The sequence below is a fragment of the Enterobacter sp. JMULE2 genome (assembly GCF_013337145.1).
Taxonomy (GTDB): domain Bacteria; phylum Pseudomonadota; class Gammaproteobacteria; order Enterobacterales; family Enterobacteriaceae; genus Enterobacter; species Enterobacter mori.
The window spans coordinates 1261746-1277481 of sequence record NZ_SGWD01000010.1; the positions used below are offsets into that span (position 1 = coordinate 1261746).

Sequence of the window (15736 nt, forward strand, 5' to 3'; positions counted from 1 at the left end):
TGAATGTCACATAAAAACGCCCGGCGAACCGGGCGTTAGAGTGATTAAGCCTTCTCGCGATGTTGCCGTCCGTCCCCCGGCTGAAGCTCGTCTTCACGAAACGCTTCCCGCTTGATGCCATAACCATCATGCCACCGGCACTCCACCATACCACTGGAATAACCTGTGACAATCATACGCGGACCACCGTTCTTCGGCTTAACTTCATCACTGACCAAAAAGACCATACCCGCCTCCTGTATCAGGGTGAAACTTTTTCAATTTAGACGAGGAATGGCCTTTTTGCATCCCTGTTCGGGTAGCAATTAGTGCGAGGCTCCACGCATTTTTTCGACTGCTTTTACGGCAGCGACCACGATAGCGCCAATGATAAAGCCCAGCACCAGATTCAACAGCGTCGGCAAAATAGCGGCGACAACCGCCCCCTGCGCCGAGGCAAAATGCTCAATCGCATGGTGCAGCGGCGCAATACCGTGCACGACAATCCCGCCGCCGACAAGGAACATGGCCAGCGTACCCACGACCGACAAACTTTTCATCAGCCAGGGGGCCAGCGTCAGCAGGCTTTTACCGATACCGCGTGCTACCGCGCTCGATTTCTCCTCCAGCCAGTAGCCGATATCATCCAGCTTGACGATAAGCCCCACCAGGCCGTAAACGCCCACGGTCACCAGAATCGCAATGCCGGAAAGCACCATAACCTGATTGACCAGCGGCGCTTCTGACACAATCCCCAGCGTAATCGCCACGATTTCGGCCGAGAGAATAAAGTCAGTGCGGACGGCCCCTTTCACCTTATCACGTTCGAACGCCAAAGGATCCTGAGCGGCCAGGGCTTCCAGCCGCTGCTGGCGCACCTCTGGCGTGTCGCTCTCCTTACGCGAGGCAAAAGAGTGCAGGACTTTCTCCACTCCCTCGAAGCACAAAAACGCGCCGCCAATCATCAGCAGCGGCGTGATGGCCCAGGGGATAAAGGCGCTGATCAACAACGCGAGCGGAACGAGGATCACCTTATTGATAAAGGACCCCTTCGCCACGCTCCATACCACCGGCAACTCCCGGTTAGCCTTTACGCCAGTGACCTGCTGCGCGTTCAGCGATAAATCATCCCCCAGTACACCGGCGGTCTTTTTGGCCGCCAGTTTTCCCATGACCGAAATGTCATCCAGCAAGGTGGCAATGTCGTCCAGTAATGTTAATAAGCTACTTCCTGCCAAAATCTCTATCCTTCTTTTTTGCTAATTAAGTGAATAGTATGGAACAAAACCGGACACCCGGAAACAGGCAGCTGACGTCAACAAAAAATTCACATCCAGACCACAATTAAAGCACTCGCCAGGCCGATAGTTTTGGCGTTTACTATGAGCGAACTTTTTATTTCGACGTGAGGGACTATGCGTTTCCGGCAACTATTACCGCTCATTGGAGCACTTTTTTCGCTGTATATCATCTGGGGATCCACCTATTTTGTCATTCGAATCGGTGTGGAAAGCTGGCCCCCGTTGATGATGGCAGGGATCCGCTTCTTCTCTGCGGGCGTATTGTTGATAACGTTTCTGCTGCTGCGCGGCCACAAGCTTCCCCCACTCCGTCCGCTGCTCAACGCAGCACTGATTGGCTTTCTGTTGCTGGCCGTTGGGAATGGTGCCGTGACCGTGGCGGAGCACAAGAATGTACCGTCCGGGATCGCCGCCGTGGTGGTCGCCACCGTCCCGCTGTTTACCCTCTGCTTTAGCCGCCTGTTCGGTATCCGCACCCGCAAGCTGGAATGGCTGGGGATCGGCATCGGGCTGGCGGGGATCATCCTGCTCAACAGCGGTGGCAATCTGAGCGGAAACCCATGGGGTGCGCTGCTGATCATGGTCGGCTCCATGAGCTGGGCGTTTGGCTCCGTCTACGGCTCAAGGATTGAACTGCCTTCCGGCATGATGGCAGGCGCGATTGAGATGCTCGCAGCGGGTATCGTGCTGCTGATTGCCTCGACGCTGATGGGTGAGAAACTGACAACGATGCCGGACCTGTCTGGCTTCCTGGCCGTGGGGTATCTGGCGCTCTTTGGCTCCATTATTGCCATTAACGCCTATATGTTCCTGATCCGCAATGTCTCCCCGGCCGTCGCCACCAGCTACGCCTACGTGAACCCGGTGGTCGCCGTCCTGCTCGGTACCGGTTTTGCGGGAGAAGTGTTATCGACGGTTGAATGGCTGGCGCTGGGTGTGATTGTTTTTGCGGTGGTGCTGGTAACATTGGGCAAATATTTGCTGCCTGCGAAACCGGTCGTCACGCCGTGCGAGGTGGAGAAACCTTAATCCCCTGCGTATCGATCTGCGCGGCCTCCGCGCCGCCGCAGATCCACTCTTCCAGCCGCTCTGTCAGGTCCAGGTCGCTCAATTTTAGCCTGCCGCGCAGGGCGCACTCCCACACGACTAATACCCGCCAGCCCTGAGAAAGCAGCGTCGCAATATCGCGTTTATCCCGCTCTACATTCTTGCCGATCTTCTCCAGCCAGAAATCGGTTCGCGTTGCGGGAACCTTGAACAGGTAACAGTTGTGATGGTGCCAGAAACAGCCGTGGGTAAAGATAATGCACTGATACGCGTCGAGGATAAAATCGGGACGCCCGGCGAGCGAGGCATCCTGGACGCGAAAATCAAAACCGGCCTGCGTCAGTAATTCCGCCAGCCGTTTTTCGATGGCGGTATCACGCGTGCCGATGGCACGCATGTTTTTACTGCGCGTTGCTTTATTGTGTACGTCCGTCATTGACGGCCTCGCTCTGACGCAGCGCCACAGCCTGTTTAATGCGTGAGGCCAGCAGTTTCGCCACCGCCGCAAACGCGGGCACGACCACCGAGTTACCAAACTGACGGTAAGCCTGGGTGTCTGACACCGGAATACGGAAACTGTAGCCCTGCGGCGACTCAAACCCCATCAGCCGCGCACACTCACGCGGGGTTAAGCGACGTGGGCGATGGCGCTGATTTTGCGGATCGTCAAAGTCTTTTTCACCCAGCGCTTTATCCCAGCCTCTGTCGATGAGGATCTCTGCGCCATCTTTGTAATAACGCGCCGACAAGGTGCGGGTCACGCTGTCTGGATTTGTTGGGTTCACCATGCCAAAACCGAACCCATTGCCTTTGGCCTGGTGCTTTTTGGCATAGCGGTAGAGGTATTTCCACAGTACCGGCGTCAGGATAAATTTGGCGTCAACGGCGGGCTCCAGCAGATCGGCCACGCTCGGTCGGCGCACCGGATACAGCGACGGGATATCCCGCAGGGTGAAATCGCCTTTCAGATTGAGGTCCCGGCGGAAGCCTACCAGCACGATACGTTCGCGATGCTGCGGCAGGAAATATTTACCGTCGATGATTTTCGGATCGTCTGCGCCCATGTCCTGCGCATCGGCCACGTCGTAGCCCAGTTCATCCAGCGTTTGCATAATGATGCGGAAGGTTTTCCCGCCATCATGGCTTTTCAGGTTTTTAACGTTTTCCAGCACAAATATGGCCGGACGACGGGCATCAATAATGCGGACCACGTCAAAAAACAGCGTGCCCTGCGTATCACAGGCAAACCCGTGGGCGCGTCCCAGGGCATTTTTTTTCGACACCCCGGCGAGCGAAAAAGGCTGGCACGGGAAGCCCGCCAGCAGCACGTCGTGCTCAGGAACGGTTTGCCGAATATGCTCTGCGGCCTCTTCGTCACTGACGCCGCTTTTGTGGCTCAGGGTCACATCGCGGATGTCAGCGTTGAAATGGTGTTCATCAGGATCGCAGTACCAGTTGGCCTTATAGGTACGCACCGCGTGTTTATTCCACTCGCTGGTAAACACGCACTGCCCGCCAATGGCTTCAAAACCGTGGCGGATGCCGCCAATACCGGCAAACAGATCGATAAAGCGGAACGCATAGTCTGGATGCGCGGCGGGAGGACGCGGCAGCAGATTTTGCAGATAACGGAACTCGCCGTCGCTCATGCGCTGCCCTGCCCTGTCGCTTATCAGCAGTCTTTTGAGTATTGCCGGGCTCCAGTGACTCTCGCCATGGGCCACCAGCTGGTTGGCAAGGGTCTTAACATCATAGATATCCAGCAGCTGCCGCAGTAATGCCTGCACGGCTGCCGTTGATTTCTCAGCCTGCGCTGGCGCGGGCTCAATCACTGATCGTATTTCCTGCATTCTCTTAACCGGGCAATAAAGACTGGGGACAGATTACCACAGTTTACCGGCTCACACTCCGACGGAAGCGGCTCAATACCTGGTCATCCAGCCCCAGGCAGTCGCCCTGCAGTTCAGCGCTCAGTTTCGCCATAAACTGGATCAGAAAATCGGCGTTATGTCGGGCAAGCTCACGCCCCACGTCGGTTTGCATCGTCTCAGGCAGGCGCAGCAGCTTCGTCTGGAAGTGATCGAGGGCGAAGGCTTTGTCGTCTACATCACGGGAATCCGCAAACGGATCGCGCGCATCAAACAGTGCGACACCCAGCGCACCGGATACGGCAAAAACGCGCGCCAGACCGATAGCGCCTAAGGCTTCCAGCCGGTCGGCATCCTGGACTATTTTTGCCTCGGGACTTTGTGGCGCAATCCCGGCGCTGAAGCTGTGCGCTTCAATGGCGTGTTCCACAGCGGCATACCTGTCTGGCGGAAAATCCGGGAAATCGCGCTGCAAAATATCACGCGTTTTACGCGCCGCCAGCCGTGAGGACTGGCTGCGTTCGGGATGATTTTTCGGCAGGCTGACAATGTCGTGAAAGTAGCAGGCCGTCATTACCACCAGCGGGTCTGCGTTGTGATGAGGCATGATTTTCTGCGCCGTCATCCAGACGCGACGAAAGTGCGAAATATCATGCGCGGCGTCGTCGCATGCGTGATGTTGATCAAGCCAGGATTCGAAGCGCTGTTGCCACTGAGTGAGTTCCATCATCCTTTCCTGTTATTAAAATTAAAGGTGAATTATAACATAGCCAAATTTAATTAATTGGAAAATAGATATGAGAAATACTTAATAATAATTACCCGCTATATTTTCAATAAATTAATTCACATGAAAAATAAAGAGATTAATAGAAATATTTTGCAATATTTTTACTGATTTAATTACATTTATTTTTGAACCAAATTATCTGGCCACAGAATAGTATCAAACACGTAATTACGGAGGGTGATTACATATATTCATATAAATTATCTTTAAAGGGAATATATAATGAAAAGAAAAGTTCTGGCAATTCTTGTACCCGCATTATTAATGGCTGGCGCAGCAAATGCAGCTGAGATGTACAACAAAGACGGCAACAAAGTCGACCTGTACGGTAAAGTCGATGCACGTCATACCTTCTCAGATAACGCTGGCGACGACGGCGATGAAACCTATGTGCAGATTGGTTTCAAAGGCGAATCACAGATTACCAACGACCTGACGGGTTATGGTCAGTGGGAATATAAAACCTACGCTAACGATACCGAAGGCGCTGGTGATAAATCATTTAACCGTCTGGCTTACGCTGGCCTGAAATACGCTGAATTCGGTTCATTTGATTACGGCCGTAATTACGGCGTCGTGTATGACGTTGAAGCCTGGACCGATATGCTGCCAGTATTCGGTGGCGATTCTTACACCTGGACTGACAACTTTATGAATGGCCGTGCTAACGGTCTGGCAACTTACCGTAATTCAGGTTTCTTCGGCCTGGTTGACGGTCTGAATTTTGCGCTGCAGTATCAGGGCAATAATGAAGGCGGTCCACACGAAGATCAAAATGGTAATAATATCGATGTTCAGGAAGGCACCAAAAACGGTCATGAAGATGTACGTTTCCAGAACGGCGACGGCTTCGGTATGTCCACCTCCTATGACTTCGACTTTGGTCTGAGTCTGGGTGCTGCATACTCTTCCTCTGACCGCACCAACGAACAAGAAGCTGCAGGCCAAAACAACGCTCACTTTGCTGGCGGCAAAACGGCTGAAGCCTGGACTCTTGGCGCGAAATACGATGCCAATAACGTTTATCTGGCAATGATGTACGCTGAAACCCGTAACATGACACCATACGGTGATTACGGCATCGCGGATCAGACTCAGAACTTCGAAGCGGTTGCACAATACCAGTTCGACTTCGGCCTGCGTCCATCCCTGGCATGGGTATATTCCAAGGGCAAGGACATGACTTACCCGGGTAACGCATCAAACCCACAGGGTCAGCATGGCGACATGGATCTGGTTAACTACATCGACCTGGGCATGACCTACACCTTCAACAAAAACTTCTCCACCTATGTTGATTATAAAATCAACCTGCTGGACGAAGATGACGCGTTCTACAACGACAACGGCATCGCGACCGATGACATCGTTGGCGTAGGCATGACCTACCAGTTCTAATCCCCAGAAATACTCAAGCCCGTATTCGCGGGCTTTTTTTATGCAACGGTGAAATGTTATGGCGCTTCCTGCAACGCCACGCGAATAAATCCGTTATTCTGCGCCAGCAGTTCATGCGCCTTCCAGGCATCCAGCCCCGTCAGCACCATCAGTACCGCCGTTTTGCAGTTGTGGTTACAGCTCTCCAGCGCGGCCTTCGCTTCAGCCCGGGTGCATCCGCCCGCTTCCATCACTATCGCGATTTGCCGCTCAGACCATTTGGTGCTGGTTGCCTCCAGATCCACGCGCAGGTTGCTGTAGACGCGCCCGGACCTTACCGCCAGCCCTGTGGTCACCATATTGAGGATCATTTTTTGCGCGATCCCCGCTTTGGCATTGGCGTATCCCGCCACCACGTCAGGCCCCAGTTCAGGCGCAATCACCATACTCGCTAACTGTGCCGCCTCGCTTTGCGCATCACCTGTCATCACCGCGACCGGTGAACCCAGCGACCATGCATGTCGCATGGCCCCCCATACCCACGGCGTTTTTCCGCTGACGGTTACCGCCAGCATCATGTCGTGCTCGCCAAACTTAAGCGCCTGCAGGTCGGCAACGCCGCGCTCGTAGCTTGCCGCTTCAGCGTCCGTCGTAATGGCGATAACGGGATGTTTACCCGGCGCGTACTCATCAGCCGCCTGCCTTGCTATACGTCCTGAAGGCCCCGCGCCGACGAGCACCAGACGCCCGCCATGACTGAGCGTCGCCGCAGCGTTATCCACCACGCGCGCAATCGTTGTTAAGAAAGGGGTAATAGCAGAAGAGATTTGTGCATCATCCTGGTGAATGACGTTCAGCATATCCAGCGTGGACAATCTGTCGATATTCATCGTGCTGGCGTGCCGTCTTTCCTTGACCGAACCGGTAAGCATAATGCTCATAAACAGCCTCCTTATTATGAGTACCCACACACTATAAAGTGTTTTATATAGGTCACATGAGAGGAGGGTCACGAAAAGAGGACCAAACACATGCTTTTACATGGCTTTAAGAAAAGCGCGTCATCAGCGATAATTACCTCTTTATAATCATCGCGGAGTGTTGATGAGCGATTTGCAGCCCTTCCCCCTGACGCGCAAGCGCCCTATGAAACTGAACACCCTCGTCACGTTGATGGTGTGCGCGATTATCGGTTCCGTGCTGCTGCTGGTCTTTGCGCTCTATTCTGTGCAAATCACCCGTGCGACCCGCGATGATGTCAAAGACACCGCGCTCGGCATTGCCCGCACCCTTGCGGACAGCCCTGAAGTCAAACGCGGCCTGATGCAGGCGCCCCAGGCGGATATTATTCAGCCCCTCGCCCAGGCGGTGACAAAACGTAACGATTTGCTGTTTACCGTGGTCACTGACATGCGTGGGATCCGCTACTCTCACCCGAACGAAGCGCTGCTGGGGCTGCATTTTATCGGTGACGATTTAACACCCGCGCTGGAAGGTAAAGAGAATGTCTCCGTCAACCGGGGCGCGCTCGCCGAAGCGCTGCGCGTTTTTACGCCCGTCTATGACGCACAGCAAGAGCAGATCGGCGTGGTGGTGGTAGGCATCTCCCTCAAAAAAGTTGAAGAGCAAATCACCCGCGGACGGCTTAACGCCCTCTGGACCGTGTTATTCAGTATCTTAATGAGCTCGCTGGCGATCTGGGGCCTGGTCCGCGTGCTCAAACGCATCCTGTTTGGGCTGGAGCCGTACGAGATCTCCGCGCTGTTTGAACAACGTCAGGCGATGCTGCAGTCGCTCCGGGAAGGGGTTCTGGCGGTCGACATTCACGGGCGCGTGACGATGATTAATCACGCTGCCAGAGAGATTTTGCTCCTGCCGTCAGGCAAGCAGACCGAAAACGCCAGCGAGCCGCTGCTGGCCAGCCTGCGCGACGTGTCGAAAACCGGGGTGGCGCGTCAGGATCAGGAGATCAGCTGCAACGGACGGTTGCTGCTCTGTAATATGGTGCCCGTTAAAAGTCAGAATCGGGTGATCGGGGCGATCAGCACCTTCCGCGATAAAACGGAAATCAGCCAGCTGATGCAGCGCATCGATGGGATGGTCAACTACGTTGATGCCCTGCGCGCCCACACCCATGAATTTATGAATAAACTGCACGTGATCCTGGGCCTGCTGAATATTAAGCGCTATGACAAACTGGAGGAGTACATCCTCCAGACGGCGCATAATTACCAGACGGACATTGGCACCATCCAGAGCAAAGTCAAATCACCGGTTATCGCAGGCTTTTTGCTGGGTAAAATTCACCGCGCCAAAGAAGCAGGCATCACGCTCACGCTGGCAGACGAGTGCCAGATACCGGATACCGCCAATGAAGAGCAGGTTGCGGTGCTGGTCACCGTGCTCGGTAACTTAATTGAAAACGCACTGGACGCAATGGAAGGCCAGCCGGAAGGCGAAATCACTCTGCTGTTACACTATCAAAATGGCTGGCTCAGCTGTGAAGTCAGCGACGATGGCCCCGGTATCGATCCGGTTCAGCTGGAGGCTATTTTTACGAAGGGCTTCTCAACAAAAGGTGAAAACCGGGGCGTTGGGCTGTTCCTTGCGCGTCAGCAAATCCAGAATCTGGGCGGCGATATCACCGTCGAATCTGAGCCTGGCGTATTTACCCAATTTTTTGTTCACATCCCCTGGGATAGCGAGAGGAATATCGCGTGATAAATGTATTAATTGTCGATGATGACGCCATGGTAGCCGACCTCAACCGTCTGTACGTTAACCGTGTTGAAGGCTTTAGCTGCTGCGGCGTCGCCTCCACGCTCAACCAGGCCGAGGCCATTATCAATAACCCGAACCAGCCCGTCGATCTGGTGCTGCTGGATGTCTACATGCAGCAGGATAACGGGCTCGATCTCCTGCCGATCATCCGTGCGTCAGGCCGTCCGATTGATGTGATTATGATCTCGTCAGCGTCCGATGCGACCACTATCCAGACCTCCATGCATTACGGGGTTGTGGATTACCTGATCAAACCCTTCCAGTTCCCGCGTTTTGAAGAGGCGCTGAACGGCTGGAAGGCAAAGCACAGCCTGATGGGATCCCACCAGTATTATGAGCAGGCGGACGTGGACAGACTGATCCACGGCGGTGCGCCGGAACTCGCCGACAGCAAGAAATTGCCGAAAGGGTTAACGCCGCAAACGCTGCGCACGATTTGCCAGTGGATCGACGCACACCCGGAGATGGAGTTTTCCACCGATGACCTGGCGAACGCGGTCAATATTTCGCGGGTGTCTTGCCGTAAGTATTTAATCTGGCTGGCGCAAATCAACATTCTGTTCACCAGCATTCACTACGGCGCGACCGGGCGTCCGGTGTATCGCTACCGGCTGCAGCCGGAGCAAACGGGGTTACTCAAACAGTATTGTCAGTAACGCGATAGCCGTTATCCATCAGCGTGAAGCGGAAGTGGTGCATCGAGGAGATCACCACTTCTTTTGTTTTGGTCACAAAAATCGCTTCAATATCAGGACGAGCGCGCAGCGCAGCGCAGCCCTTTTCAACGCCCATGCCGTACATCAGCGTGGTCCAGATATCGCCGTCAATGGAATCTTTCGACACGATGGTGACGCTATCCAGCTCGTTATCCAGCGGATACCCGGTACGCGGGTCGAGAATATGGTGATAGCGCCTGCCGTTTTGTTCGAAGTAGCGCTCGTACGTTCCCGAGGTCACGACGGATCGGTTCTCTACCGCCATCGCGCCAATCAGCGCATCACCGGCGAACGGTTTTTTCAACCCGACGCTCCAGCCCCCTTCCGGTGAGCCTAACGTCTGGATGTTTCCGCCGAGGTTGATCAGCCCCAGCCCGGCGCCCTCTTTGTGCAGATAATCCCGTACCCTGTCGGCGATATAGCCTTTCGCAATGGCCCCCAGGTCGATCTCCATTCCCGCTTTCAGCAGAAAGACGCTGCTGTCCGGTTCATTCAGCACCACATCCGCAGGATCGGTTATGCCCAGCAGTGCCGAAATTTCATCGGCAGGCGGAACGCTATCGCCCTGAAAGCCAATTTTCCAGCGTTTCACCAGCGGGCCGATGGCCAGGTTAAACGCGCTGTCTTTAAGCACGCTTGCCGCTTTCGCACAGCGAATCAGCTCAAACACCGGACGGCTGACGGCAACCGGATGCTGACCGGGCCGCATGGTTGATATCCATCACCTGCGAATGCGCACGGTTAACGGTAAGCAGGTCTTCGTACTGTTTGATCAGGCGAAATACGCGGGACGCGAGGGCTTCGTCATGGGAAAAGAGTTTGAGGAGGATGGGCGATCCCATCAGGACGGCGGAATAACTGTAAACGCGATGGTCATCAGGCATAGCATGAGTCCTCAGATGTAGCCCCGGCAAGCACCGCGCCGCCGGGGAAAATGCCGGATAACGCTGCGCGTATCCGGCATACAACACAGGGGTCTTACTGCTTTTTCGAACGCATGGCCGCCTGATGTCCTGCAAGCGTACCAAAAATAATGATATCTGCCACTGCGTTACCGCCGATACGGTTACCGCCGTGGATCCCGCCGACCACTTCACCGGCCGCAAACGCCCCTGGCAGCACGTTGTGGTTGCTGTCCAGTACGCAGGTTTCGGTGTTAATGGTCACGCCGCCCATGGTGTGGTGCACGCCCGGCGCAATCTGAATGGCGTAGAACGGCCCTTCATTGATTGGCGCACGCAGCGCGGTGGTACGGCCAAAATCATCATCGTGCTGTTTTTCAACGAAACCGTTGTAACGTTCCAGGGTCGCCAGGAAAGCGTGGTGATCCATGCCCAGCGCCTCGGCCAGGGCTTTTGGCGAGCTGGCGCTGGTCACGAAACCTTTCGCGATGTACTCATCCGCCGCTTTATTTTTCGTGCGGACATGCTCATCAAAGACGATGTAGGCATATTTCTCCGGCAGGGCGATGATTGACGCCGAGACTTTATCGCGGGTCGACATTTCGTTGTAGAAGCGCTCCCCTTTCTGGTTCACCAGAATCGCCCCGCCGCCGCGAATAGATTCAGAAATCAGGTACGACGTTTTCTGCTCAACGGTTGGGTGGATCTGAATTTCGCCCATATCCACGGTGCCTGCACCGATACGTTCCAGCAGCGCGATGCCGCCACCCGTTGCCCCTTTATGGTTGGTGGTGACGAACCCTTCCAGATCCGGACGGTATTTCACAACCATCTGGCTGTTGGCGCTGAAACCGCCCGTCGCCACAATCACGCTTTTGGTGGCTACGGTGAGCGTTTCGTTCTCTTCGGTAGTCAGGCGCACGCCGGTCACTTCACCGTTCTCGAAGATAATGTCGCTGACGGAGGTATCCAGCATCACGTCGATGTTGCGTTTGTTGACGTTACGCACCAGGCCGCTGATCAGGTAACCCCCGACCGCAGAGCCGTCTTTTGGACGGTGCGTACGGTCGATGCTCATCCCGCCGGTGGTGGTGATGTCGTTAAGCATAATGCCGCGCGTTGCCAGCCACTCGATGGCTTCTGGCGCATTTTCCACAAAGCGACGCAGCAGTTCCGGATTGTTCTTGTTACCGCCGCCTTTCAGGCTTTCCTGGTAGAACAGCTCTTTGCTGTCCTGAATGCCTTTCACGCGCTGGAAGCGGGTTTCAGCGGCGTTCATCCCGGCAGAGGCTTTGATGGTGTTCCCGCCGATGGTGGGCATTTTCTCGACGATCAGTACGCTTGCGCCTTCGTCGTGAGCCTGAATCGCTGCCGCCAGACCTGCGCCGCCGCTACCGATCACCACCACGTCCACACATTTACTTTCGTTCGGGTCAACGCCCTCTTCTGCCGCCAGCGCTTTGCTGGATTTCAGCATCGCTTTGGATACGGCTTTCTTCACCGCTTCGCTCTGGCTGGTTGCGCCGGTGATGGCATCCACGTGCGGAGTGTTAGCGTCCAGAATGCGGGTACGGATCTCTTCAAAGCTGGTCACAAACTCAACGTCTTCACTCGGGCCAGACGCGAGCTCGACGTCTGCAATGCGGTCGGTTTCGAGGCTGACGTTAATCACCAGCTCGCTGGCGTCGTCCTGCACTTTCTCAGTGAAGGTGCCCGGTTTGAATTTAGATTCGCCCATGCTCATGTCGCGGATCATCGCTTCCACCAGCGAGAAGCGCCACAGCGGTTCAGGGATGCTCAGCGCCTCGCGCTGGGTGCTGTCCATAAACAGCTCAAGGCTTTCGCCCGCTGCGATGCGGTCGGTCCAGTCAGGGTACGCAATGGTCGCACGACCAACGGCAATCAGATCGTAACCATGGTCAAGCGCTTCATTGACGTCAGCGGCATTCACCACGCCGCCCACGCCCATGACCGGAACCTGCGCCAGCGTGTCAGAACGCATCGCGCAGTATTTTTCGATAAGCGGCGTTGGGTCCTGGGTGTCGACAATGGAAGGACGCAGGGTCGCGCCGACGGAGAAGTGCAGATAATCCACGCCGCGCGCCGCCAGTTTTTCCAGCAGGTACATGGTGTCGTCAAAGCGAATGCCGGGGACTTCCATCTCTTCCGGCGAGAAGCGATAGCCAATAATGAACGCGTCGTCCGCGTACTGGCGCACCATTTTGTGGGTGATATCCAGAACCGCCAGCGGGAATTTCACGCGGTTATCGCGGCTGCCGCCCCACTCGTCGTCGCGCTGGTTTGAATTCGGTGAGTAGAACTGCTGAATCAGATAGGTGTTTGCCCCGTGGATCTCCACACCGTCGAAACCGGCCTGAATGGCGCGGCGCACGGCTTCACCAAACTTACCGATCATGCCTTCCACTTCTGCAGCGGTCAGGGCAACCGGCGTTGCGGCACCTTCACGCGGCGCGGCAACGGCGCTTGGGCCAACCGGCGTGCGGCCACCGATCAGTTTTGGGTCGACCATGCGGCCGCCGTGGTAGATCTGCAGCAGGGCTTTAGAGCCTTTAGATTTAATCGCCTCCGCGATTTTCGCCAGCCCGGCGATTTTTTCGTCGTTATCGATGCCGATTGCGCCCGGGAAGGCAAGGCCGAGATCGTCAACAAAACAGCACTCGACAATAATGGTCCCGATGCTGCCAGAACGCGCCCGATAGTACTCCACCAGCTCGCTGGTGACCGTGCCATCATAGTAGCCCGTGCAGGTTGTCATGGGTGCCATTAACAAACGGTTTTTCAGTTCAGTGCCATTCGGTAATGTGAAGGGGCTTAGAATACGTTCGTTAGTGCTCATAATAAAACTCCAAACTTTAAAAATTAAGAATTCGTTATCGGGCTCAGTTTTATTTCGCGTTTTTATGCCGATGTCATGATAGTAATATAATGATTTTTTTAGCTTCTAAAGTTATTACGTTAGTTAAAAAACTATTTAATCCCTTCGATAACATTAATAACACATTGGTGTTAGCAACAATAATTCACCCGTTCACAATAATTTAAAATTCGTTAAAATAACAATGGTCTTACCATAGAGCCAATAACAATATAAAACGAATAATATCAACAAGTTAAATTGAACCACGCTTTTATCATGTTATCAGGTTGATAAATTTAATCTTAAAAAAGCATAATACCCACATACGCCTGAGTGGTTATTAAAAAAAGAATAAAAATAAGACGGCAATTCTGTTTTTTTGATCGCGATCAATAGTTATGGCATCCAAAGGCGCAATATATAAACATCATATTTTTTAATTTAGCGCACTCCAATATGCGTTAAACCATTATTTCAGAAACGACAAAGACGCACCTTAAATAACTAAATAAAGCAAAAGAAACTAAAGAAAGCGAATTTGTCCTTTCAGTATAAAAAGCATTCTTAACAACTTAAGACGTGAAACTATGAATACAAAAACTGCTGTAACGCCTCCTGTGGCGAATCAGGCATCAAATGGACAAGCAAAACGACTGCTTATGATGGCGCTGCCCATCGTTGTCGCCGTACTGCTGCTGTTTGTTCCCGTTCCTGAAGGGTTGCCGCCTTACGCATGGCACTACTTCGCTATCTTTGTTGGCGTGATCGTGGGGTTGATCTTCGAACCGCTGCCGGGTGCGGTGATCGGTCTGACCGGTGTGGTCGCCATTGCCCTCTGCAGCCAGTGGGTACTCTTCAGCCCGGAACAGCTGGCTGACCCGAAATTCAAGCTGGCAGGTGCCTCCTTTAAGTGGGCGGTGAGCGGTTTTGGTAACTCAACCGTCTGGCTGATCTTCGGTGCCTTCATGTTTGCCGCAGGCTATGACAAAACCCGCTTCGGCCGCCGTCTGGCGCTGATTCTGGTGAAGTACCTGGGCCGTCGCAGCCTGACGCTCGGTTACGCTATCACCTTCGCGGACCTGCTGCTGGCACCGTTTACCCCGTCCAACACCGCGCGCAGCGGCGGGACTATCTACCCAATCATCGCTAACCTGCCGCCGCTGTACGGTTCAAAACCTAATGACCCAAGCGCGCGTAAGATTGGTTCGTACCTGATGTGGGTGGCGATCACCGCGGCCTGTATCACCAGCTCGATGTTCCTTTCTGCTCTGGCTCCTAACCTGCTGGCGCTGGCGCTGGTGAAAAGCACTGTCGGGATCAACATCTCCTGGGGCACCTGGTTCATCGCCTTCCTGCCGCTGGGCGTGCTGCTGATTCTGACCATGCCGCTGCTGGCTTACTGGTTCTATCCACCTGAAGTTAAAGTGAACGACGAAGTCCCGCTGTGGGCGACCCGTGAACTCGAAAAACTGGGCAAACTGTCCCGCAACGAAATCCTGCTGCTGGTGTTCGTGTGCTGTGCGCTGCTGATGTGGATCTTCGCTGCCGCATGGATTGAACCGGCAATGGCTGCCCTGCTTATCGTAGGTCTGATGCTGTGGACCGGCGTACTGGAGTGGAACGATATCACCGGTAACAAAGCCGCATGGAACACCTTCGTCTGGTTCGCCACGCTGGTAGCGCTGGCAGATGGCCTCTCCTCCACCGGCTTTATCAGCTGGCTGGGTAAAGAAGGCGGTCTGTTAATGAGCGGTATCTCGCCGGGTGTGGCCACCATCGTCCTGCTGCTGGCGTTCTACCTGCTGCACTACCTGTTTGCCAGCACCACCGCGCACACTACCGCGCTGCTGCCAGCGATGCTGACCATCGCCTCCACCATCCCAGGCATGAATATGGAAGTGTTCGTTCTGCTGATGGTGACCTCGCTGGGCGTGATGGGGATCATCACCCCGTACGGTACTGGCCCAAGCCCGATTTACTACGGTAGCGGCTACCTGCCAACCAAAGACTACTGGCGCCTCGGCACCATCTTCGGTGCCATCTTCCTGGCGGCCCTGCTGCTGATTGGTTATCCGTGGATGTCCATGATGTTCTGAT

At 54.5% G+C, this 15736-nt stretch carries 12 protein-coding genes and 1 pseudogene; 5 read left to right on the top strand and 8 right to left on the bottom strand.

Annotated features, from left to right (window positions below; all coding sequences use genetic code 11):
• Positions 1-44: 44 nt before the first annotated feature.
• Together EXW94_RS06865 and EXW94_RS06870 are read right to left on the bottom strand one after the other, a co-directional pair.
• The gene (locus tag EXW94_RS06865; RefSeq protein WP_010432330.1) at positions 45-227 is read right to left on the bottom strand and encodes a YodC family protein; all 183 of its coding nucleotides are present in this window, start codon (positions 225-227) and stop codon (positions 45-47) included.
• Positions 228-305: 78 nt separating this feature from the next.
• On the bottom strand, positions 306-1217 hold the full coding sequence (locus tag EXW94_RS06870) for a DUF808 domain-containing protein (RefSeq protein ID WP_010432327.1): 912 nt from the start codon (positions 1215-1217) through the stop codon (positions 306-308).
• Positions 1218-1394: 177 nt separating this feature from the next.
• Between EXW94_RS06870 and yedA the strand changes: the two genes are divergently transcribed.
• A complete protein-coding gene (gene yedA, locus EXW94_RS06875) occupies positions 1395-2309 on the top strand; it encodes a drug/metabolite exporter YedA (protein WP_174339763.1) in 915 nt (304 codons plus the stop codon).
• Here yedA and EXW94_RS06880 read toward each other — a convergent pair.
• The 3 genes from EXW94_RS06880 to EXW94_RS06890 form a co-directional block, all read right to left on the bottom strand.
• Positions 2281-2763, bottom strand: coding sequence for a very short patch repair endonuclease (locus EXW94_RS06880; protein WP_100165983.1), 483 nt, complete (start codon positions 2761-2763; stop codon positions 2281-2283). The genes yedA and EXW94_RS06880 overlap by 29 nt on opposite strands.
• Complete coding sequence (locus EXW94_RS06885) at positions 2744-4159, bottom strand: DNA cytosine methyltransferase (RefSeq protein WP_148400086.1); 1416 nt, start codon at positions 4157-4159, stop codon at positions 2744-2746. Before EXW94_RS06885 ends, EXW94_RS06880 begins: the two co-directional genes overlap by 20 nt.
• Positions 4160-4220: 61 nt before the next feature.
• A complete protein-coding gene (locus EXW94_RS06890; protein ID WP_174339942.1) occupies positions 4221-4922 on the bottom strand; it encodes a phosphohydrolase in 702 nt (233 codons plus the stop codon).
• A 285-nt stretch (positions 4923-5207) separates the two neighbouring features.
• Between EXW94_RS06890 and ompC the strand changes: the two genes are divergently transcribed.
• Positions 5208-6383 (top strand): porin OmpC, encoded by a 1176-nt coding sequence (gene ompC, locus EXW94_RS06895; protein WP_174339765.1) that lies wholly within the window; start codon positions 5208-5210, stop codon positions 6381-6383.
• A gap of 56 nt (positions 6384-6439) precedes the next feature.
• Here the strand turns inward: ompC and EXW94_RS06900 are convergent, their stop codons facing one another.
• A complete protein-coding gene (locus tag EXW94_RS06900; RefSeq protein WP_108417537.1) occupies positions 6440-7303 on the bottom strand; it encodes an N-acetylmuramic acid 6-phosphate etherase in 864 nt (287 codons plus the stop codon).
• Between the two features lie 163 nt (positions 7304-7466).
• Here EXW94_RS06900 and EXW94_RS06905 point away from each other — a divergent pair, with 163 nt between their 5' ends.
• Entirely contained in the window at positions 7467-9083 is a 1617-nt protein-coding gene (locus EXW94_RS06905; RefSeq protein WP_010432306.1) for a sensor histidine kinase, read from the top strand.
• Positions 9080-9799: a two-component system response regulator DcuR gene (dcuR, locus tag EXW94_RS06910; protein ID WP_010432304.1), complete on the top strand. Its 720-nt coding sequence runs from the start codon at positions 9080-9082 to the stop codon at positions 9797-9799. The genes EXW94_RS06905 and dcuR overlap by 4 nt, the downstream gene beginning before the upstream one ends.
• Here dcuR and EXW94_RS06915 read toward each other — a convergent pair.
• Both EXW94_RS06915 and EXW94_RS06920 read right to left on the bottom strand, forming a co-directional pair.
• Positions 9780-10743 (bottom strand): annotated as a pseudogene (locus EXW94_RS06915) (FAD:protein FMN transferase). The gene dcuR and the pseudogene EXW94_RS06915 overlap by 20 nt on opposite strands.
• A gap of 94 nt (positions 10744-10837) precedes the next feature.
• On the bottom strand, positions 10838-13618 hold the full coding sequence (locus EXW94_RS06920; RefSeq protein ID WP_174339766.1) for a flavocytochrome c: 2781 nt from the start codon (positions 13616-13618) through the stop codon (positions 10838-10840).
• A gap of 608 nt (positions 13619-14226) precedes the next feature.
• Here EXW94_RS06920 and EXW94_RS06925 point away from each other — a divergent pair.
• Positions 14227-15735: an anion permease gene (locus EXW94_RS06925; RefSeq protein WP_108417534.1), complete on the top strand. Its 1509-nt coding sequence runs from the start codon at positions 14227-14229 to the stop codon at positions 15733-15735.
• Position 15736 lies beyond the last annotated feature (1 nt).